This window comes from Thiomonas sp. (genome assembly GCF_034007205.1).
Classification (GTDB): Bacteria; Pseudomonadota; Gammaproteobacteria; order Burkholderiales; family Burkholderiaceae_C; genus Thiomonas.
Genome location: NZ_JAVERI010000005.1, coordinates 26,672 through 45,903, shown reverse-complemented (window position 1 = coordinate 45,903; position 19,232 = coordinate 26,672). Strand labels below are relative to the sequence as shown.

Sequence of the window (19,232 nt, the reverse complement as noted above, 5' to 3'; positions counted from 1 at the left end):
CCGTCAGATCAGGGAGAAGACGCGCCAGGCGCACTGCCGCGCACCGCGCTGGCCGTCAGCTTGGGCGGCTTGACCGGATAGACCTCGGTCATCAGCGGACGCTGCATGGTGCACTGCGCGGGCAGCGTGGTCTTGGCCGGCGGGTAGGTGTGTTCCAGCGCGAAGGTGTAGCCGGTGTGCTCCACGTCGTAGGGGTTGGCGGGCGACACCGGCTGCCAGGCGCTCACATAAATGGGCTGGAGCAACTGGTGATCGGCTGCGCGCATGGTGACTTCGCCGTTGAAGGTGTGGAACTTCAGCCCTTCCATCGCCGCGGCGACTTTCAGCGGCTCGGTGCTGTGCGCCTGGGTCATCGCGGCGGTGAGCAGGGCCAGGCCGGTGTAGGTCGCGGGTACCGAGAAGTCTTGCTTGTACTTGTCGCGGAAGCCCTTTTGCAGGCTTTGCAGCACGCCCGGCAGATTGGGGTTGCTGTAATAGACGAGCTTGACCCGCCCGGCGTCGTGCGGACCGATTTCGCTGGGCGCGCCCAGGCTGCTGGCATAGAAGGTGTAGAGGTCGGCCTTGAGGCCGCCTTGCTGCGCCGCCTTGATGAGCAGGGTGAGGTCGGGGCCCCAGTTGGCGGTGATGACGCAGTCGGCCTTGGCCGCCTGCACTTTGGCGATATAGGGCGAGAAATCCTTGACCTGGCCCAGCGGCACGTAGTCTTCGCCCACGATTTGAAGATCCGGCCGCTTGAGCGCGAGCATTTCGCGCGCATACTTCGCCACCTGATGGCCGAAGGAATAGTCTTGCTCGATGAGGTAGACGCGCTTGATGTCAGGCCGGTTGCGGATGTCGTCGGTCATCGCCTGCAAGGTCATGGGCACGCTGGGTTGCAGCGCGAAGTGCCAGAAGCTGCAGTCGCGTCCGGTCAGCGCCGAATCGACCGCGGCGTAGTTGAGATAGACCACCTCCTTGCCGGGATGGCGGGCGTTGTGGCGGCTCACGGCCTTGGACAGCGCCAGCGCGGCACCGGAGCCGTCGCCCTGCAGCACGTAGCGGATGCCCTGATCGACTGCCGCCTGCAGCGCACTCACCGTGTCCTGCACCGCGCCCTTGTTGTCGAACGGCACGATCTCGAAGCGCACGCCCGCGGTGTTGCCGCGGTTGACCCGGTCGGCGACGAACTGCCAGCTCTGCAACTGGTTCTGTCCGACTGCGGCGAACGGGCCGGTGAGAGGGTCGATGAAGGCGAGCTTGACGGTGGGGATCTGCCGCGCCCAGGCCGGGGCGGCGCTCAGGAGAAAACCACCGGCAAGGGTGGAGAGGAAGTGTCTGCGAGGGATGTGCATGGCTGGCAATACCTTGGCGCTGCGCGCTTTCCCCGCAAGGACGGGGGAAGGCGTAAATCGCCCATGCTATTGCAAGCCAGACCGCTTGCCGGTGGTTGACGCTGTACCCGGCTTACAGCGCGTAGTTCAACCCGAAGAACACCGAACGCCCGGCGCCGGGGATGCGCGCGCCCACCGGCAGGTCGCCGCCCGGGACGCGGTTGATGCCGCTGAGGGCGTCGGCGTAGTTCTTGTCGAACAGATTGTTCAGCCCGGCGGTGAATTGCAGCGCAGGGCTGGCCTGCCAGGTGCCGTGCAGGTTGAGCACGCCGTAGCCGCCGGTGGGTTTTTCGCCGTTGTAGGCCGACACCTCGGTCTGCCTGGCGGCCAGCACCCATTGCAGATTGGCGCTCCACGCCCCGGTGGCGTAGCGCAGGTTGGTGGTGGCGCGCAGCGGGGCGATGCGATAGAGGTTGTCGGCCACATCGGTGCGCTTGCCGCGCACATAGCTCACCACGCCGTCGAGGCTGGCGCCACGCGGCAGGCCCGCTGCCAGCGCCCAGTTCAGGTCCAGGCCGTACAGTTCGGCCTGCACATTGTTGTATTGCAGGATGGGCAGACCGGCGGCGTCCTTGCGGGCGATGGGCGTGCCCTGGATGTAGTCGTGCACGCGGCTGTAGTAAATGGAGGGCGCGATGCGCCAGCCCGTGCCGTGCCAGTCGGCGCCGAGGTCGAGAGTGACCGCGGCCTCGGGCTTGAGCGCCAGATTGCCCAGATAAGTGCGGCCATCGGCCATGCCGGCGCTGGCACCAGCCGGGCTCCACAGATAGCGCTGCAGCAGGCTGGGCGACTGCATCTTGCGGGCGATGCCTGCGCTGTAAGTGGCGTTTTCAGAGGCTTTGAAGCGGGTTTGCAGCACCACGTCCCAGTTGTTGTCGGTGAAAGAACGGTTGGCGGCGTTGAACCGGGCCTGATCGGCCAGGGTCATGGCGTTGGGCATCATGCCCAGCGCGGTGACGGGGGCGGCATCGGTCTTGATCTGGTCGGCGCGCAGGCCCAGGCGCGTGTCCCATTGCGGCGTCCAGGCGCGCTCCCATTCGCCATAGGCGCCGAGATGGCGGCGGGTGGACGGGGTGATGTTGTCGCGCCGGCTCATCGGGTTGCCGCTGGCGGCAAGCGTATACGCCTGGAAGTCGTTGCCATGCCAGCTCAGCCCGGCGCGCCAGGTGTTGGCGCCGTCGGGCAGGGTGTAGTCGAGCGCCGCGCCCTTGTCGGTGCTGCTGGCCGGCGCCTGCATGGCCATGCCGCCGGGCATGACTCTGCGCAGGCTGTAGTTGTCCATCAGGTGGTCGATTTTGTGGTGATAGGCCTTGACCGATAGCAGGCCCGCGCCGAGCCGGCCGGTGTAGCGGGCGCTATAGCTGTCGGCCTTGTCGAGGGTCATGTCCATCGGCAGCGCCGGGGTGCCGGCGTTGCGCGTGTGGTGCTGGCTGGCGTCGAGCTGCAGCAGGCCGTCGCTGGGCAGTTTGAGGCCGAAGGCGAGATCGTGGTTGAGCGCGTGATAGCCGGTGTCGGCCACGGTGCCGCCGGGCCAGCGCAGATTGCCGCCATTGAGCCACTGGCCGGTGTAGCCCAGGCTCAGGCGGTCGTTGGCAGCGGTGGCGCCCAGCAGCAGGCTGCTGCCGTCGTTGGAACTGTCGGCCGCGGCGTTGATGCGCCCGCGCATCGTCAGGCCGCTGCCCGCGCCGAACGGCGGCGGTGCGGATTCGGCCACGATGGCGCCGCCGATATGATCGCCGCCGACGCTGACCGGCGCGATGCCCGGATACACCGTGAGCGTGCCCAGGGTCTGCGGGGTGATGTAGTGCAGCGGCGGGTCCATGTGGTTGGGGCAGGCCGGGGTGATGGTCATGCCGTCGACCTGCACGTTGACGTTGTCGCCCATCAAGCCACGCAGCTCGGCAATGCCGGTCAGCGGCCCGTTGCGCACCACGCCGGCGCCGGCGATGGAATCGAGCAGGCTGGCGCTGTCTGCCGTGCTGGCGCGCTGCGCCGGGGTGGGCTCGACCGTGACGGCGCTGGTGGCCAAGCCCTTCAGGCTGCTGGCGCTGACGGTCACCTCGGGCAGGGCGCTGGCGCTGTCTGCGGCCTGCGCGGCCAGCGGGCTGAACAGGGCAGAGACCGCGAGGGCAAGAACAGTGGGAACGAACGGTTTGGAAGCGGAGAACGACATGATGACAAAATGTGACGAGCAATCGAAGCCTCACAATCTATGGCTCGCAGTAGGGGCTTTTGTGCGGCAAAACGTCGCATTTGTAGGGGCTGATGCACAGGGGTTTTCCCGACGGACTGGAATGAACTGATGCACGATTTCGTGTTGTTCGACGATGCACAGGCCAGCGCCGCGCAGCCCACGAGCCGCCTGTTCATCGGCGCTGCGGCGCAGTGGCGGGCCGAGGGGCAGGCGCAGGTCGAGGCGGCGTTTGCGCGCATCGAGGCCGAGCTGGCGCAAGGGCGGCAGGTGGCGCTATTCGTCGCGTATGAAGCCGCGCAGGCCCTGGCCGGGTTGCCCGTGCACGCTTCCTCCACGCCGCCGCTGGTCGAGGCGCTGTCTTTTTCAGACGCGGCGCGGCTGAGCGCCGACGGCGTGGCGCAATGGCTGCAGACGCAGCTCGCCGCCTTGCCCGATGCGCAGGCGCCCAGCGGTGTGGCGGGCTTGCAGCCGGGCATTTCGCAGGCGGGCTACCACGAGGCGCTGGCGCGCATCGCCGCGCATCTGCGCGCGGGTGAGAGTTATCAGATCAACTTCACCTGGCCGCTGTACGGGCGGGTATTCGGCCATCCGCTGGCGTTGTATGTCGCGCTGCGGCAGGCGCAGCCCACGCGCCATTCCTGCCTGGCCAAGCTCGGTGGGCGCTGGGTGCTGAGCTTTTCTCCCGAACTGTTTTTCGCCCGCGACGGGGCGACGCTGCACGCACGGCCGATGAAAGGCACCGCGCCCCGAAAGAAGGATGCGCAGGCCGACGCGCAGGCCGCGCGGCAACTCGCCGCCGACCCCAAGAACCGCGCCGAGAACCTGATGATCCTCGATCTGCTGCGCAACGATCTGGGGCGGCTGGCGGTGCCGGGTTCGGTGCGCGTGCCCGAGCGCTTCAGCGTCGAGCCTTACCCGACGGTGTGGCAGATGACCTCCAGCGTGCAGGCCACGCTCGATGAGCGCGCCGGGCCGCGCTGCTGGGCGGAGATTCTTGCGGCGCTGTTTCCCTGCGGCTCGGTCACTGGCGCGCCCAAGCGTATGAGCATGGAGATCATCCGCGCGCTCGAAGACGGGCCGCGCGGGCTCTACACCGGCGCCATCGGCTTCATCGACCCGCGCGACGCCGCCTCGGGGCCGCAGGCCGTATTCAGCGTCCCCATCCGCACCCTGGAGGTCGAAGACCGGCTGCAGACCGCAGGACAAGCCGCCGGAACGCGCGCCTTCCGCCTGGGCATAGGCAGCGGCGTGGTGATCGACTCCGACCCCGCCGCCGAGTGGCAGGAGTGCTGGGACAAGCTGCGCTTCGTCACCGCGCATGACCCCGGCTTCGGCCTGATCGAGACCTTCGCCGCCGTCTGGCCCGCACAAACCGAGCGCATCGAACGCCATCTGGCGCGGCTGGCGCGGTCGGCGGCGTTTTTCGGTTTTGCCTGCGACCTGCCGGCGCTGCGTGAGGCCTTGGCGCAGGCGCATCGGGGCCTGTGCTGGTCACAGCCCGCCGCGCCACTGGCGGGCGCAGACCCGTGGCAAGCCGCCTGCGCCGCGCTCGCCCCCGCACCCTGGCGCACGCGGCTGGTGCTGCGCAAATCCGGCGCGTTCGAGGTCGACGTGCAGCCCCTGCCGCTCGCACCGCAGCAGCCCGTGCGTCTGCTGTTCGCTGCCGACACGCTGAATTCCGCCGATGTTTTTCTGCGCCATAAAACCACCCACCGCGCCCGCTACGACGCGGCCTGGCGCGCCGCCGAGGCGCAAGGCGCGTTCGATCAAATCTTCTGCAACGAGCGTGGCGAACTGTGTGAAGGCGCGCGCAGCACGCTGCTGCTTCGCATCGACGGCGCGTGGTGCACCCCCGCGCTGCAATGCGGTCTGCTGCCCGGCGTCGCGCGGCAGGTGCTGCTCGACAGCGGCGCGGTGCGCGAGCGCGTGTTGCTGCGCGACGCGCTGTGGCATGCCGAGGCGGTGGCGCTCGTCAACAGCCTGCGCGGGGTGCTGGCCGCGCAGCTTTGACTTCACTGGAACGGTCACGCTCTGCTGGATTTTCCGGGAGACTGTCTGGCTTGGGACGCAATGACTTGCTCAGATGCAGCGGCACGTTCCGGGCCGTGATCGATCACGCCACGCCTGGAACGGAATGCACGGGACGAGTGCGGCAATGGGGAATTGGCCTATTGCCAAAATTTTCTTGTTATCTGTGATATAGCTCACACTTTCAACCCTTTTCTGCTTTACAGTCCCGACCACTGACCGGTGCTTTTGTGGCGCTCCCAGGCCAGGAAGCCAGGAGAGGAAATGATGGCTGTATCTCTCAACCGTCCGCAATCAAAGGTTGCCGCGCGGCAATACACCGGGCAACTGGTTGACCAGGTGCGGCGCCGATCCCATGCTTTCGTCAACACGGATGAAGGCGCGCTGCCTGAGTGGTTGTCCAAGGGCCTGCAATGCAAATCGAGCAAGGCTTACGAGCAGGCAGCCTCGTGGTTTCAGCAGGCTGCGCAAGCGGGTGACATGCGGGCGCAGTACCACCTGGCCGGGCTTTACCGGAACGGACAGGGGGTCTCGCAGGACATTGCTCAAGCGGCCTACTGGTACGGAAAGTCGGCGGCACAGGGGTATGCGCGGGCGCAATGCAATCTGGGCATGCTGTACAGACAGGGTCGGGGCGTTTCAAAAGATGCCGTGCAGGCGGCCATGCTGTTTCGTCGAGCGGCGGAACAGGGACATGCAAAGGCGCAGTATGGGCTGGGCGATCTGTACCGGGAAGGGCTGGGTGTGGCACAGGACTTCGGTTTGGCTGCGACCTGGTTTCGACTGGCGGCAGAGCAAGGTCACGTTCCCGCGCAGTATCGGCTCGGAGAGCTGTATCGGCAGGGGCGGGGCGTTGAGCAGGATTTCGCGCAGGCGGCAAACTGGCTGCGCCAGGCGGCCGAACAAGGCTGCAACCTGGCGCAACACAGTCTGGGAACTCTGTACGAGCACGGGCTTGGCGTGCCGCAGGACATCGTGCAGGCCGTGACCTGGTTTCGCAAGGCGGTGGAACATGGCTATGTCGAATCCGGCCCTGAACCCCGGACTTTGGAGGGCTGATCCGACGCTAACCCAAATCCCCCTCTTCACGCTGCAACCCGTTGACCATTCCGTCGTCGCACCCCGCTGATGACATTCTGAAGGAGATCATCATGACCACCGAACAACTGCTGACCGCTGCCACCAACCTCACCAAGAACAGCGCCGAGGCGCTGACCGCCCTGTCCATGGCGCGACTCGACGCGCTGCAAAAACTGGCGGACCTCAATCTGCAGACGATGCGCAAGGCTTTGGAGCAAACGGCGAGCGTCAGCAGGGAACTGCTGTCGAGCGACCATCCGCAGGACGGGTTCGCGCCGTCGTTGCAGGCCTTTCAGTCCAACTCTCAGAAGTTGATGAGCGACTACTTCAGCCAGACCGCAAAGATCGCGGCGGAGTCGCAGCAAGAACTGGTTGAGGCCATGCAGCGCCAGGTCGACAAGGCGCAGCAGCAGTTCAAGCCCATGCTGGAACTGAATACGCCGAGACTGTCTTCTGGCAACGGGATGCAGCCTGTGTCGACGTGGTTCGATCAGATGCTGTCGAACGCAAACCAGTTCTACGGCACGCTGCAGCAACTGTCCAAGACGGCGGCCGAAACCACGCAGGACAGCCTGCGCAGCCTCGATGGGGCCGCGGCGCGGGCGGCCAGCAACAAGCCGGCGGGAGGGCGGCGCGCTGCCGCGGCCTGAAGCGCATCTCAAGCCCGACAGTCTCCCATGGGGGATGGAGACAGGTGATCCGCCACCTGGTTGCGCCCCTGATGCTTGGCCGAATAAAGCGACGCGTCGGCGGCTTTCATCCAGGCTTGCAAGGTGTTGAACTCCGGCGCGGCAGCGGCCAGGCCGATGCTGCTGCTGAGCTGGACGTCCGGGTGATGCGGCAAGCGCAGCATCTGCACCTCGGCGCGGATGCGCTCGGCGATGCCCAGCGCTTCATGCGGGCTGATGTTCCGGCACAGCACGGCGAATTCGTCGCCGCCGTAGCGCCCGGCGCAGTCTTCGGTTCGGATGCAGCTCCGGATGAGTTGGCCCATGGCGCTGATGGCTTCGTCTCCGGCGGTATGGCCGAAGGTGTCGTTGACCTGCTTGAAGTGATCCACGTCGATCATCATCAGACAGGCGGGCTGTCCGGTGGCATGGAATCGTTGCAGCGCGGCATCGGCTTGCTGCTGCCAGTGATCGCGGGCGTACAGCCCGGTCTGCGTATCGGTGCGCCGCAGTTGTTCGAGCAGCTTGTTCTGCCGCGACACGGTGCGGATCAGCCGGTAGCTGCCGATGCTGCTCGAAAGCGTATGCACCACCAGCAGCGGCAGGGTGCAGATGACGACCAGCAGCGAACTCTCCAGTTGCACCGGCGGGCGCACGATCAGCGCCGTCAGCACGCCAGCGCCGAACAGCCCCGGCAGCGAGGCCAGCCACAGCCGGCGCATGCCGCTGCTGAGCTTGTCGAAGGTGGTGACGGTGACCAGCACCACGCTGGGCAGCAGGTTGAAGTGCATCAACGGCACCCACAGGCCGGCGATGGCCGAGTCGATGAGCAGGTTGTGTTTTTCCGCGCGGTAGGAGTCGGCGCTGAGCCTTGATCGCAGCAAGGCGATGTGCGGCCAGAGCAGACAGCTCACGACCATCAGCGCCCAGCGCCACGGCGCCGCGTGCTGGTCGATGAGCACCCCGGCAATCGCCAGCGCGCCCAGCGCCATGCCGACCACCCGCAGCGGGTAGATGCGGCGATAGGCGGATTGTTTGAAATCGTCTTGCCGGGAGGAGAAATGGGACATGGCGGCCGTGGCTGCGGCAAATGCCGCAATAGCCGCCGAGTTTACAGTCCGAAGTAGGTCTCGCGGACCGCATCGCTGGATTCGAGTTCGGCGCGCGTGCCCGAGAGCCGCACCTTGCCGTGGTCGATCAGGTAGCCGCGGTCGGCCAATTGCAGAAACGCCACGTTCTGCTCGGCGATGAGCAGCGCCGTGCCCGCGCCGATGCTGGTCTTGAGCACTTCGATGACCTGCTTGACGAATACCGGCGCCAGGCCGGATGACGGCTCGTCCATCAGCAGCAGCCGGGGTTCGGCGATCAGCACCTTGGCGATGCCCAGCATCTTGCGCTGCCCGCCCGAGAGCGTGCCCGCGGCGTCGCGCCGCTTGGCCGCGAGGTCGGGGAACAGCGCGAACAACTGCTCCCTGCGCTTGCGGATTTGCGCTTCGGGCAGGAAATAACCGCCCAGCGCGAGGTTCTCGTCGATCGACAGCGTGGGAAACACCCCGAGCTCGGACATATAGGCCATGCCGCGGCGAATGCGCTGATCGGGTGGCAGTTGATCGATGCGCTCGCCATCGAGCGCAATCTCGCCGCGCCAGCACGGCAGCAGGCCGATGAGGGTGCGCAGCAGGGTGGACTTGCCCGCGCTGTTGGCGCCGAGCAGCAGCACGGTCTCGCCGGGCATCACCTCCAGATCGACGCCCCAGAGCACCTGCAGCGCGCCGTAACCGGTCTGCACATCGCGCACGCTCAGCAGCGGGGTGGTCGTGGCGCTGTTCATGCCTCGCCCCCGAAAAACGCCGCCACGACTTCCGGGTGACGCGAGGCGGCGTCGAGCGAACCCTCGAACAACATGCGCCCGGCCCCCAGCACGATGACGCGCTGCGTGATGCTGCCGAGAAACGCCATCAGATGTTCCACCACGATCAGGGCGATGCCGCGCTGCGACAGCTTGCGCAGCAGCTCGGCAATGCCGCCGAGTTCGGCCGGATTGAGCCCGGCGCCGATTTCATCGACCAGCAGCAGCTTCGGCCCGGTGGCCAGCGCGCGGCCCAGGTCGAGCAGTTTTTGCTGGTTGACCGTGAGCGAAACAGCGAGTTTGCCGACCTGTTTTTCCAGCCCGATGTCGTGCAGGATGGCGTCGATGTCGACCGCGCCCGCGGCATGGCCGAAGTGCGCCGCCACCTCGATGTTCTCGCGCACCGTCATGTCGTGGAAAGTTCTGGGCACCTGGAAAGTGCGGTTGATGCCGAGTTGCGCCAGCTTGTGCATCGGCACCTTGTGGATGGGCTTGCCGTCGAACGCAATACTGCCGCTGTCGGCGCGGTACAGGCCGGAGATGACATTGATGGTCGTGGTCTTGCCCGACCCATTGGGCCCGACCAGGCCGACGATCTCGCCGGGCGCCAGTTTGAAGCTCACGTCGTTCAGCACCACGTGGCCGCCGAAGCGCTTGTTCACGCCCTGGAGCTGAAGAAGGGTTTCCCTGGGAAACGCAGGGCCGCCCCAAGTTTCCCCGGCCCCCTCGGGGGGCGGGGCGGCGAGCCGACCCTGGGGGCTTTCAGTAAACACGCACGCCCCTTCGCGTCAACAGCGACAACAAGCCACCGGGCAGGAACAGCACCAGCAACACGATCAGCCCGCCATAGATCAACTGGAAATACTGCGGGGTGGAAATGCCGATTGCCGAATACAGGCTGTAGAGCACCGCCGCGCCGATGATCGGGCCGATCACCGTGCCCACCCCGCCGAACAGCGCAAACACGATGGCGAACACCGAGATCTGCAGGGTGAACACCGCTTCGGGGTAGAACACCGACAGATTCCACGCATAGGCCCCGCCCGCCAAGCCGGCCACCCCGGCCGAGATCAGCCAGGTGATGAGCCGTGCGCGCACGACGTGGATGCCGGCCATCGCGGCGCTGACTGGGTCCTGCTTCATCGCCCGCAGGCCCATGCCGAAGGCCGAGACGCGAAACCACGCCGCCAGTGCCGTGGCCAGCACCAGCACCGCGAGCATGGTGTGATAGCTCGCGGCAGGCGCATACACCTGTTCGATCTTCAGCCCGTAAGGCCCGCCGGTGAGGTCGGCCAGATGGGTGTTGGAGACGACGAAATACAGAATCTGCGAAGCCGCCAGGCTGGCGATGGAAAAGTAGGCGCCAGAGAGCCGCAGCAGCGGCCCCAGGATCAGGCCCATCGACACCGCCGCCAGCCCGCCGCCCACCACGCACAGCAGCACCGGCAGGCCGCTGTGCAGCACCAGCAACGAGGTGGCATAGGCGCCGCAGCCGAAAAAGCCCACATAGCCGAAGGGCAGGTAGCCGGTGAAGCCATACAGCAGGTTCAGCCCCTGCGCGAGCACGATGAAGGTCATCAGTGTGAACAGCAGCGACTCATTGCCATAGACATGCGGCAACAGCAGAAACACCGCGATCAGCACGGCGAGCACGATGAGCCCCGCGCGCCCGCGCTGGAGCAGCGAGCGTTCAGACACTGCGCACCGCCTTTCCAAACAGGCCCGTGGGGCGGATGAGCACGATCACCAGCAGGAGCACATAGGGCACGAGGTTGGACCAGGACGAGTAATAAGTTTGCATCAGCATCGTGCCCAGCCCGAACACCAGCCCGCCGACGATGGTGCCCAGCGGATTGCCCAGCGAGCCGATGATGACGATGGCGAACGCAGTGGTGGTCAGGCCGTTGCCCATATCGGGCGAGACCGAACCGAGCAGATAGGGCAGAAACACCCCGGCGATGCCCGCCAGCGCCAGCCCGGCAACGAAGGCCAGCGCGGAGACCTTGTTCACATCGATGCCGGTGGCCAGCGCCTCGTCGCGGCTGGCCATGATGGCGCGGGTGGCATAGCCCAGCTTGGTGCGGGTGAAATACAGCCACAGCGCGACGATGGCCGCAAGGCTCACGCCCGCCGCCCACCACCAGCTATCGGGAAATTCCTGGCCGAAAAGCCCCAGATTGCCCGCGCCCAGCGCCTCGCTGGGCAGCGAGCGCTGATCGGCGCCGAAGCCCAGCCCGGTGAGGGCTTCGAGCATCTGCCCGACGCCGAAAAACAGGATGAACGACAGCATCTCCGGGTCGCCGCTGCGCTGCAGCCGTGGCACCACGGCGTAGTAAAGCGGATAGCCGATGAGAATGGCGGCGACGATCACCGTCGGCACTCCCCACAGCGGGTTGAAACCGAAGTGGCGCGACACCACCCAGGCGGCATACGCGCCCAGCACGATGAACTGCCCATGCGCCAGATTGATGATGCGCATGACGCCAAAAATCAGGTTCAGCCCGATGCCGACCAGGCTGAAAAAAATGCCGTACAGAATGCCGCCGATGATGGCGTAGGCCAGCAGTTCCACGCGCCCTCCCTGAGCGTTTTGGGATGGATCGAAGCGACGCAGCGGCGCATCAGCCGCGCCGCTGCGTCGCCCAGGCGGGTCTTACGGCTTGGGCGCCGGATACACCGCTTTGCCGGTCGCCTTGTCCTGCGGATACACCACGACCATGTCGAGCTTGCCGTCCTTGGGTTGCAACTGCGCCACCGGGAAGGGCTGGCCGAGCTGCGCGCCGTTGGCGTTGACGTCGAAGGGGCCGAGCAGGGTGGTGGTCTTGCCCGACATGTCCATCACCGCCTGATGGAAGGCGAGCTGATCGAACTTGGGCGCCATGTCGAGCATGTGCTGCACGATCAGCCCGGTGTTGTAGCCCGAGCAGTCGAGGAAGTTGGGCTCTTTTTTCTCGGCGGACTTGAAGGCATCGACGAACTGCCGGGTGTTCATGCCGTAGCTCACCTTGTCGTACTTGACCAGCGGCGGGGTCGGGTAGGTGTAGGTGTAGGCCAGCGCCTTTTCACCGACGTTCTTGGTCAGCAGCGAAAGCAACTGCCCCGGAAAGATGGTGAAGGTCATGGGGAAATGCAGCCCGCTCTGGTGCAGCGCCTTGAGGAAGGCGATGTCGTTGGGCGCATAGCCAAACTCCAGCACGGCGTCGGGCCGGGTGGCGGCGATGGTGTGCAACAGGATGGTGTAGTTCGACTCGGTCGTGGGCACGCCGTGGTCGTACACCGGCTTGATGCCGTGACTGGCGAGCACCTCCTTGAGGGTCGTGGCCTGCGAGGCGTCGAAATCGTTGGCGCTGTAGACGATGGCCACCCGCTTGATTTTCTGCTGCACCAGATAGTTGGCCAGCGGCACCGGCCACACCGTGCTCGACGGAATGCTCACATCGGCGAGGTAATTGGTCGGCTTGGTGAAGAAGTTCGCGCCCGAGCCGGTCGGGTCGATCAGCAGCATGTGGTGTTCGGCAGCCAGCGGCACGGCCACCGAGGTGAGCACCGAGCCGAAGTCGGCCACGAGCACGTCCACCTTGTCCTGCGTGATGAGCTGGTTGTAGAGCGTGGTCGCGGTGGAGGTGGAGCTTTGATCGTCGTAGGCGATGATTCTCACCGGAATCTTTTTGTCGAAGGCCTTGACGAACACGCCGCCGTCCTTGTTGACGGCGTCGGCCCAGAACTTCAGGCCTTCATACTGGCCTTGCGAGGCCACGGCGAAGGGGCCGCTGCTGGCGTACAGCGTGCCGATCTTGATCTGAGACGGCGCCGCCGCGGCGTGGGCGGCAACGGCGGTGGCGCTCAAGGCCAGACCGGCGGCGAGATGACGCAGGAGTTTTTTCGAGTTGCGCAGGGGCATGAGAGTCTCCAGAGGATGAGCAGATGCGTGCGTGGCGCTTCTGCGAATGTCATGAATCATTCTCGGTCGGGACTTTGCGCGATGCGGTGAGCAAGTGCGTTGATTTGCAACGATGCGTGACAAAAAACGCCTTGCCCACGGGCCTGAGCCTCACTCACTGTCCGCGCTGGGCCTACTTTTGCGCCACGATCTTGCGGATTTTCGCCACCTCGTCGGCGCTGACGTTGGGCGCGTCGTTGCCCCAACTGCTGCGCACATAGCTGGCGATCTCGGCCACCTGCGTGTCGTCGAGCGTGGCGCCCAGATCGGGCATGGTCATGGGCGTGGGGTTGCCCTGAGTCTCCACCGTGTGCCCGCCGTGCAGCATCATGCGGATGGTGTTGATCGGGTCGGGCGTGTTGACCGTGGGGTTGAGCGCCAGCGCGGGGAAGACATTGGGGATGCCCTGACCCTGCGCCTGATGGCACATGGCGCAATGCGCGGCGTAAAGCGGCTCGCCCGCCTTGGCGCTGGTCGTCATCACCGGGGTCTGGGGCTTGTTGATCGCCGCATTCGGGTGAATGGGCGGCAGCGATTTGAGGAACACCGCGATCGCCTGCAGATCGCCGTCGTCCAGGTGCTGGGTGCTGTCGTGCACCACATCGGCCATGCTGCCGACGATGGTGAAATCGGCGGTGCGACCGGTCTTGAGCAATTGCACCAGTTGCGCCGGCGTCCAGCGCCCAAGGCCGTCGGAGAGATCGCCGCGCAGATTGGCGGCGTACCAATTGTCGATGCGCGCGCCCGCGAGGTAGAGGCTGCCATCGGCGCCGCCGGGCTCCATGGCCTTTTCCTGGAGAAACGGTCCGCGCGGGGTGTGGCAGGCGCCGCAATGCCCCAATCCTTCAACCAGGTAGGCGCCACGGTTCCACTGCGCCGTCTGCTTCGGGTCGGGCTTGTAAACGCCGTCGCGCGCGAACATCCAGTCCCACACCGCCAGCGGCCAGCGCATGTTCAGCGGCCAGGGAATGTCTTCGGGTTTGTTGGCCTGCGCCACCGGCTGCACGCCGTGCATGAAGTAGGCGTAGAGCGCGTGCATGTCCTCGGGGTTGATGCGGGCATACGAGGGGTAGGGCATGGCCGGGTACAGATAACCCAGCCGCGGCGACTTGCCGTGGCGCACGGCTTCGTCGAATTGCGCAAACGTCCAGTTGCCGATGCCGTCTTTCTTGTCCGGGGTGATGTTGGGCGAATACACCTTGCCGATGCCCATGGGCAGATTCATCGGCAGGCCGCCGGCGTAGGGCTTGCCGCCCGGCGCGGTGTGGCAGGCGATGCAGTCGCCCGCGCGGGCGAGATAGGCGCCGCGCATCACTTCGGGATCATTCGGCGTCGGCTGGGCGGCGAAAGCGGTTTGGACCTGCAGGCCGAGCACGCAGGCCGCCAGCAGGGTCAAGTGAGATGAACGCATGGAGAGTCTCCGGAAGGTAGGGAAGCGGTGCAATCCGCCGGTTTTTTTCTGCTGCGCCGCAGTATGGTTCAGGAAAGGACTCAGTGCAAACCCGCAGTGCCCGATTCCCGGCGGTTTGCATACCAACGGTTGCGGCTGTAGCAGCTGGGTACAGCGGGATGACGCAAAATTGCTGTTCTTACGCCAACGCACAATTCCCCCGTCATGAACGATTCCCAGGTCCACGTCGTCTCGCATCCGCTGGTGCAGCACAAGCTCACGCTGGCGCGCAGCCAGGACACGACCACCGACAACTTCCGTCGCCTGGTGCGCGAAATCGCCGCCATGCTGGCCTATGAAGCCACCCGCGATCTGCCCACGGAGCTGGTCGAGGTGACGACGCCCCTGGCGCGCTGCCGCATGCCCATCCTCGCGGGCAAGAAGCTGTGTCTGGTGTCCATCCTGCGCGCGGGCAACGGCATGCTCGACGGCATGATCGACCTGCTGCCCAACGCCCGCGTCGGCCACATCGGCCTGTACCGCGACCCGGCCACGCTGGAGCCGGTGGAGTATTACTTCAAGGTGCCCGAGGACATGGCCGAACGCCTGGTCATCGTGGTCGATCCCATGCTGGCCACCGGCAACTCGGCCGCCGCCGCGCTCACCCACCTCAAGCGCTCGGGCGCGACCGCGCTCAAGCTGGTCAACCTGCTGGCCGCGCCCGAAGGTCTGCGCACCGTGCGCGCCGCACACCCCGACGTGCCCATCACCCTGGCCGCCATCGACGAACGGCTCAACGACCACGGTTACATCGTGCCGGGCCTGGGCGACGCGGGCGACCGCATCTTCGGCACCAAGTAGACGGAGTTCCTGTCCTCCCGACCCATGACCGACGCGATCCGTCCCGGCTTGTTCGTTCTGCAGGGCAACCGCCTGGAGTGGTTGCGCGATGCGGTGCTGCAGTGGCTGGCTCGGCAACCGCCGGCGCCGCTGGAGGAAGAGGTCATTCTGGTGCAGAGCAATGGGGCTGCCGAGTGGCTGAAAATGGCGCTGGCCGCGCAAGGCGGCATCTGCGCGGCCACGCGGGTGGAATTGCCCGCCCGGTTTCTGTGGCGCACTTACCGGCAGGTGCTCGCAGCAGCGGCCATGCCTGCGCAGTCGCCGCTGGACAAGCCGCTGCTGACCTGGAGGTTGATGCGACTGCTGGGCGATTCGCTCGATGCGGCGGTCTGCGCGCCGCTGCTGCGGTATCTGCAGGATCAGGACCTGATGCGGCGCCTGCAACTGGCGCAGCGTCTGGCCGATCTCTACGACCAATATCAGATCTACCGCAGCGACTGGCTCGACGCCTGGGCGCAGGGCCAGGACGTGCTCATCGATGCCCGCGGCCAGACCGCCGCGCTGCCCGGCGATCAACGCTGGCAGTCCTGGCTGTGGCGCCGGGTGCTGGACGAGTTGAGCGAGGCCGAGCGCCAGTTCACCCGCACGCAGGTGCATCGCGCCTTGCTGCACAGGCTCGGCGCCTTGGGTGAAGGCAGCGGCGAACCGAGGCCGCCCTTGCCGCGCCGCGTGGTGCTGTTCGGCGCCGCGCATCTGCCCGCCGTGATGCTCGACTCGCTCGTGGCCCTGTCGCGGCATGCGCAGGTTGTGATCGCGCTGCCCAATCCCTGCCGTTATCACTGGGCCGACATCATCGAGGGACGCGAGTTGCTGCGCGACGCGCCCAGGCGCCGCCCGCTGCGGGCGCAAGACCTCGCCCGCATCGGGCTGGAGGCGATGCACGTCCATGCCCATCCGCTGCTGGCCGCGTGGGGACGTCAGGGGCGCGATTTCATGCGCCAGCTCGACGCCCATGACGACCGGGCGGCGGCGATGGACACGCCCGGCCTGCCGCGGCTGGACCTGTTCGACGAAGCGCCCGGCCACACCCTGCTCGAACAGGTGCAGGCGGCCCTGCGCGATCTGCTGCCCTTGCAGGAGCACCCGCGCAACCGCATTCCTGCGTCGGATCGCTCGGTGGTGTTTCACATTGCGCACAGCGCCCAGCGCGAAGTCGAAATCCTGCACGATCAATTGCTGCATCTGCTGGCGCAGCAGGGCGGCGAGCGCCCGCTGCGGCCGCGCGACATCGTGGTGATGACGCCCGACATCACGCCTTTCGCCCCGGCCATCCGGGCGGTGTTCGGCCAGTATCCGCCGGGGGATGCGCGGCACATCCCGTTCGACATCGCCGACCTGCCGGCGCGCGCGACCGAGCCGCTGCTGCTTGCACTGGACGGGTTGCTGCGTCTGCCGCAGCAGCGCATGCTGGCCTGCGACATGGCAACCCTGCTCGACGTGCCGGCCATTGCCCGGCGCTTGGGCCTGCAGCCGCAAGACCGGCCCCGCCTGAAGCAATGGATCGCGCAGGCGGGGGTGCGCTGGGGGCTGGACGCCGACCATCGCGCCCATCTCGGCCTGGCCGCCTGCGGCGAGCAGAACACCTGGCGCTTTGGCCTGCGTCGCATGCTGCTGGGCTACACCGGCGCGGGGGAAGACGGTTTTGCCGACATCGTGCCCTGCGACGAGATCGGCGGGCTGGATGCCGCGCTGGTCGGGCCGCTGGCCGATCTGCTCGGCGTGCTGCAGGCCTGGTGGCGCACGGCCTGCGAAAGCGCCACGCCGCGACTGTGGGCGCAGCGCTGCCGCGAACTGCTCGATGCCATCAGCCTGCCGCAAGACTTGCGCGAACGCGAGACCCGCGCCCTGCTCGACGAGGCGCTCTCGGCCTGGATCGATCGATGCGCCGCAGCCGGATTCGACGAGCCCGTGCCTTTGGAGGTGCTGCGCGAGGGCTGGCTCGGCAGCCTGGACGAGGCCGCGGGCGGGGGGCGCTTTCTGGCCGGCGGCGTGACCTTCTGCACCCTGATGCCGCTGCGCTCCATACCCTTCGAGGTGGTCTGCCTGCTGGGCATGAACGAGGGCGACTATCCGCGCCAGAGCCCGCGCAGCGACTTCGATCTGCTGCGCCAGCCGGGGCAATACCGGCCCGGCGATCGCGCGCGGCGCGAAGACGACCGCTACCTCATGCTCGAAGCCCTGCTGTCGGCCCGGCGCGTGCTGTACGTGAGCTGGGCCGGTCGCAGCCCGCGCGACAACACCGAACAGCCGCCTTCGGTGTTGGTGGCGCAGTTGCGCGATTACCTCGCCGCCGGCTGGCAGGGAGGAGAAGGCGGCGACCTGCTCGCGCAGCGCACCACCGTCCACCCGCTGCAGCCCTTCAGCCGTCGCTACTTCGAGGGCATCGAAGGGCTGTTCACCTTCGCCCGCGAGTGGCGGCAGGCGCATGGCGGCGCCGCCGAGACGACGCAAGGGCCGCTGCAGTTCGACGCACTCACCGAGCCGTTGACGCTGCAGCAGCTTGCCCGCTTTCTCAAAAATCCGGTCAAGACGTTTTTCCGCATCCGGCTGGGCGTGGAATTCGACGAACTGGAGGAGCAAAACGACGACGAAGTGTTCAGCCTCGATGGTCTGGAGCGCTACGGCCTGTTGAGCCTTCTGATCGACGACCCGCAGGCCGCCGTGCGCGAAGGCATCGAAGCCGCCGTCGCCCGCCGCGTGCGCCGGTTGCAGGGCAGCGGCGTGCTGCCCATGCGCGCGCTGGGCAGCAGAGTGGCGCAAGGGCTGGAGCAAGAGGCGCTGACGCTGTTGCGCACCTGGTCCGAGCTGGCTTCGGCCTACCCGCTGGCCGAGGACAAGCTGGCGCTGACCTTCGCGCACGACGGCGTGTCCATCGACGACTGGCTCGACGGCCTGCGCTCTCAAGGAAACGCCGGGCCGCCCCAAGTTTCCTTGACCCCCTCGGGGGGCGGGTCGGCGAGCCGACCCTGGGGGCGCTCGTATGGTCGGCAGCAGCTTCGGGTGCAGATGAGCGCTTCCAGGCTGACCGATGCGCAAGGACAGGTGCGCGCCGACAGGCTGATCGACGCCTGGGTGCGGCAGATCGCCGCCGGCGCCTGCGGCCATGCGGTGCGGGGCGTGCTCATCGGGCTCGATGCGCGGGTGGACCTGCCGCCGCTGGACACCGGGCAGGCCAGAGATGACCTTCAAACCCTGCTGGCCGCCTGGCGCGAAGGCATGCAGGCGCCTGCGCCCTTCACCGCCCGCACCGCGCTGGCCGAGTTGAAAAATGGCAAGGGACAGCAGGTCTACGACGGCGGCTACAACACCTCGGGCGAAGTGCAAGAGCCCTGCCTGGCGCGCATCTTTCCCGACTTCGCCAGCTTGACCGCCGATGGCCGCTTCGAGATTTATCAGCACGCGCTGTTCCGCCCCTTGGCCGACTGGGCAGCGCAAGCCATCGTCAAGCGCCACAGCCAGACGCCCGCTGCGGGCGCGGATGAGACTGCATGAGCGCCCCCGCACGGCCGCCCGAAGGGGGCGCTCTTCCTCCCTCGGGGAGGTGGTCGCGCAGCGACCGGAGGGTAGTCCAGTGAGACACCCTGATCCTCTCGATCCCCTGCGCCTGCCCTTGCAGGGAAGCCGCCTGATCGAAGCCAGCGCGGGCACCGGCAAGACCTGGACCATCGCCGCGCTCTACCTCCGGCTGGTGCTGGGTCATGGCGGCGCAGAGGATGGTCCCGCGGTACTCAGCCCCAAGGACCCCATCCCCACCCCAACCCTCCCCACGAGTGGGGAGGGAGTGATCGCTCCTCCCCCACGCAGTGGGGGAGG

General features: G+C 66.8%; 14 protein-coding genes and 1 pseudogene. 6 read left to right on the top strand and 9 right to left on the bottom strand.

Annotated features, from left to right (window positions below; translation table 11 throughout):
* Positions 1-8: 8 nt before the first annotated feature.
* Entirely contained in the window at positions 9-1,331 is a 1,323-nt protein-coding gene (locus RBR52_RS05555) for a branched-chain amino acid ABC transporter substrate-binding protein (protein ID WP_320376203.1), read from the bottom strand.
* 112 nt (positions 1,332-1,443) lie between these two features.
* On the bottom strand, positions 1,444-3,543 hold the full coding sequence (locus RBR52_RS05550; RefSeq protein ID WP_320376202.1) for a TonB-dependent receptor domain-containing protein: 2,100 nt from the start codon (positions 3,541-3,543) through the stop codon (positions 1,444-1,446).
* A gap of 129 nt (positions 3,544-3,672) precedes the next feature.
* On the opposite strand from RBR52_RS05550, the gene RBR52_RS05545 reads away from it, so the two are divergent.
* From RBR52_RS05545 to RBR52_RS05535, 3 genes are all read left to right on the top strand, one after another.
* Positions 3,673-5,574, top strand: a complete 1,902-nt coding sequence (locus RBR52_RS05545) for a chorismate-binding protein (RefSeq protein WP_320376201.1) — start codon at positions 3,673-3,675, stop codon at positions 5,572-5,574.
* 282 nt (positions 5,575-5,856) lie between these two features.
* Complete coding sequence (locus RBR52_RS05540) at positions 5,857-6,651, top strand: tetratricopeptide repeat protein (RefSeq protein ID WP_320376200.1); 795 nt, start codon at positions 5,857-5,859, stop codon at positions 6,649-6,651.
* A gap of 92 nt (positions 6,652-6,743) precedes the next feature.
* Positions 6,744-7,322, top strand: coding sequence for a phasin family protein (locus RBR52_RS05535; protein WP_320376199.1), 579 nt, complete (start codon positions 6,744-6,746; stop codon positions 7,320-7,322).
* A gap of 8 nt (positions 7,323-7,330) precedes the next feature.
* Here the strand turns inward: RBR52_RS05535 and RBR52_RS05530 are convergent, their stop codons facing one another.
* The 7 genes from RBR52_RS05530 to RBR52_RS05500 all read right to left on the bottom strand — a co-directional run bounded on the left by RBR52_RS05530 (position 7,331) and on the right by RBR52_RS05500 (position 14,540).
* Positions 7,331-8,410: a diguanylate cyclase gene (locus RBR52_RS05530; protein WP_320376198.1), complete on the bottom strand. Its 1,080-nt coding sequence runs from the start codon at positions 8,408-8,410 to the stop codon at positions 7,331-7,333.
* Positions 8,411-8,451: 41 nt separating this feature from the next.
* The gene (locus RBR52_RS05525; protein WP_320376197.1) at positions 8,452-9,171 is read right to left on the bottom strand and encodes an ABC transporter ATP-binding protein; all 720 of its coding nucleotides are present in this window, start codon (positions 9,169-9,171) and stop codon (positions 8,452-8,454) included.
* Positions 9,168-9,851, bottom strand: coding sequence for an ABC transporter ATP-binding protein (locus RBR52_RS05520; protein ID WP_320376196.1), 684 nt, complete (start codon positions 9,849-9,851; stop codon positions 9,168-9,170). Before RBR52_RS05520 ends, RBR52_RS05525 begins: the two co-directional genes overlap by 4 nt.
* Before the next feature lie 100 nt (positions 9,852-9,951).
* Positions 9,952-10,887: a branched-chain amino acid ABC transporter permease gene (locus tag RBR52_RS05515; protein ID WP_320376195.1), complete on the bottom strand. Its 936-nt coding sequence runs from the start codon at positions 10,885-10,887 to the stop codon at positions 9,952-9,954.
* The gene (locus RBR52_RS05510; protein WP_320376194.1) at positions 10,880-11,761 is read right to left on the bottom strand and encodes a branched-chain amino acid ABC transporter permease; all 882 of its coding nucleotides are present in this window, start codon (positions 11,759-11,761) and stop codon (positions 10,880-10,882) included. Before RBR52_RS05510 ends, RBR52_RS05515 begins: the two co-directional genes overlap by 8 nt.
* 81 nt (positions 11,762-11,842) lie before the next feature.
* Positions 11,843-13,090, bottom strand: coding sequence for an amino acid ABC transporter substrate-binding protein (locus RBR52_RS05505; protein ID WP_320376193.1), 1,248 nt, complete (start codon positions 13,088-13,090; stop codon positions 11,843-11,845).
* A 172-nt stretch (positions 13,091-13,262) separates the two neighbouring features.
* Positions 13,263-14,540, bottom strand: coding sequence for a cytochrome c (locus RBR52_RS05500; RefSeq protein ID WP_320376192.1), 1,278 nt, complete (start codon positions 14,538-14,540; stop codon positions 13,263-13,265).
* A 204-nt stretch (positions 14,541-14,744) separates the two neighbouring features.
* Here RBR52_RS05500 and upp point away from each other — a divergent pair, with 204 nt between their 5' ends.
* From upp to RBR52_RS15425, 3 genes and pseudogenes are all read left to right on the top strand, one after another.
* Positions 14,745-15,380 (top strand): uracil phosphoribosyltransferase, encoded by a 636-nt coding sequence (gene upp, locus RBR52_RS05495; RefSeq protein WP_320376191.1) that lies wholly within the window; start codon positions 14,745-14,747, stop codon positions 15,378-15,380.
* Between the two features lie 24 nt (positions 15,381-15,404).
* Positions 15,405-18,911 (top strand): exodeoxyribonuclease V subunit gamma, encoded by a 3,507-nt coding sequence (gene recC / locus RBR52_RS05490; protein ID WP_320376190.1) that lies wholly within the window; start codon positions 15,405-15,407, stop codon positions 18,909-18,911.
* 79 nt (positions 18,912-18,990) lie between these two features.
* Positions 18,991-19,125 (top strand): annotated as a pseudogene (locus RBR52_RS15425) (UvrD-helicase domain-containing protein); the annotation flags it as partial.
* Positions 19,126-19,232: the final 107 nt, after the last annotated feature.

Coding starts and splice junctions, on each gene's coding strand:
- RBR52_RS05555 (WP_320376203.1), bottom strand. CDS start 1,331: ATGCACATCCCTCGCAGACACTTCCTCTCCACCCTTGCCGGTGGTTTT.
- RBR52_RS05550 (WP_320376202.1), bottom strand. CDS start 3,543: ATGTCGTTCTCCGCTTCCAAACCGTTCGTTCCCACTGTTCTTGCCCTC.
- RBR52_RS05545 (WP_320376201.1), top strand. CDS start 3,673: ATGCACGATTTCGTGTTGTTCGACGATGCACAGGCCAGCGCCGCGCAG.
- RBR52_RS05540 (WP_320376200.1), top strand. CDS start 5,857: ATGATGGCTGTATCTCTCAACCGTCCGCAATCAAAGGTTGCCGCGCGG.
- RBR52_RS05535 (WP_320376199.1), top strand. CDS start 6,744: ATGACCACCGAACAACTGCTGACCGCTGCCACCAACCTCACCAAGAAC.
- RBR52_RS05530 (WP_320376198.1), bottom strand. CDS start 8,410: ATGTCCCATTTCTCCTCCCGGCAAGACGATTTCAAACAATCCGCCTAT.
- RBR52_RS05525 (WP_320376197.1), bottom strand. CDS start 9,171: ATGAACAGCGCCACGACCACCCCGCTGCTGAGCGTGCGCGATGTGCAG.
- RBR52_RS05505 (WP_320376193.1), bottom strand. CDS start 13,090: ATGCCCCTGCGCAACTCGAAAAAACTCCTGCGTCATCTCGCCGCCGGT.
- RBR52_RS05500 (WP_320376192.1), bottom strand. CDS start 14,540: ATGCGTTCATCTCACTTGACCCTGCTGGCGGCCTGCGTGCTCGGCCTG.
- upp (WP_320376191.1), top strand. CDS start 14,745: ATGAACGATTCCCAGGTCCACGTCGTCTCGCATCCGCTGGTGCAGCAC.
- recC (WP_320376190.1), top strand. CDS start 15,405: ATGACCGACGCGATCCGTCCCGGCTTGTTCGTTCTGCAGGGCAACCGC.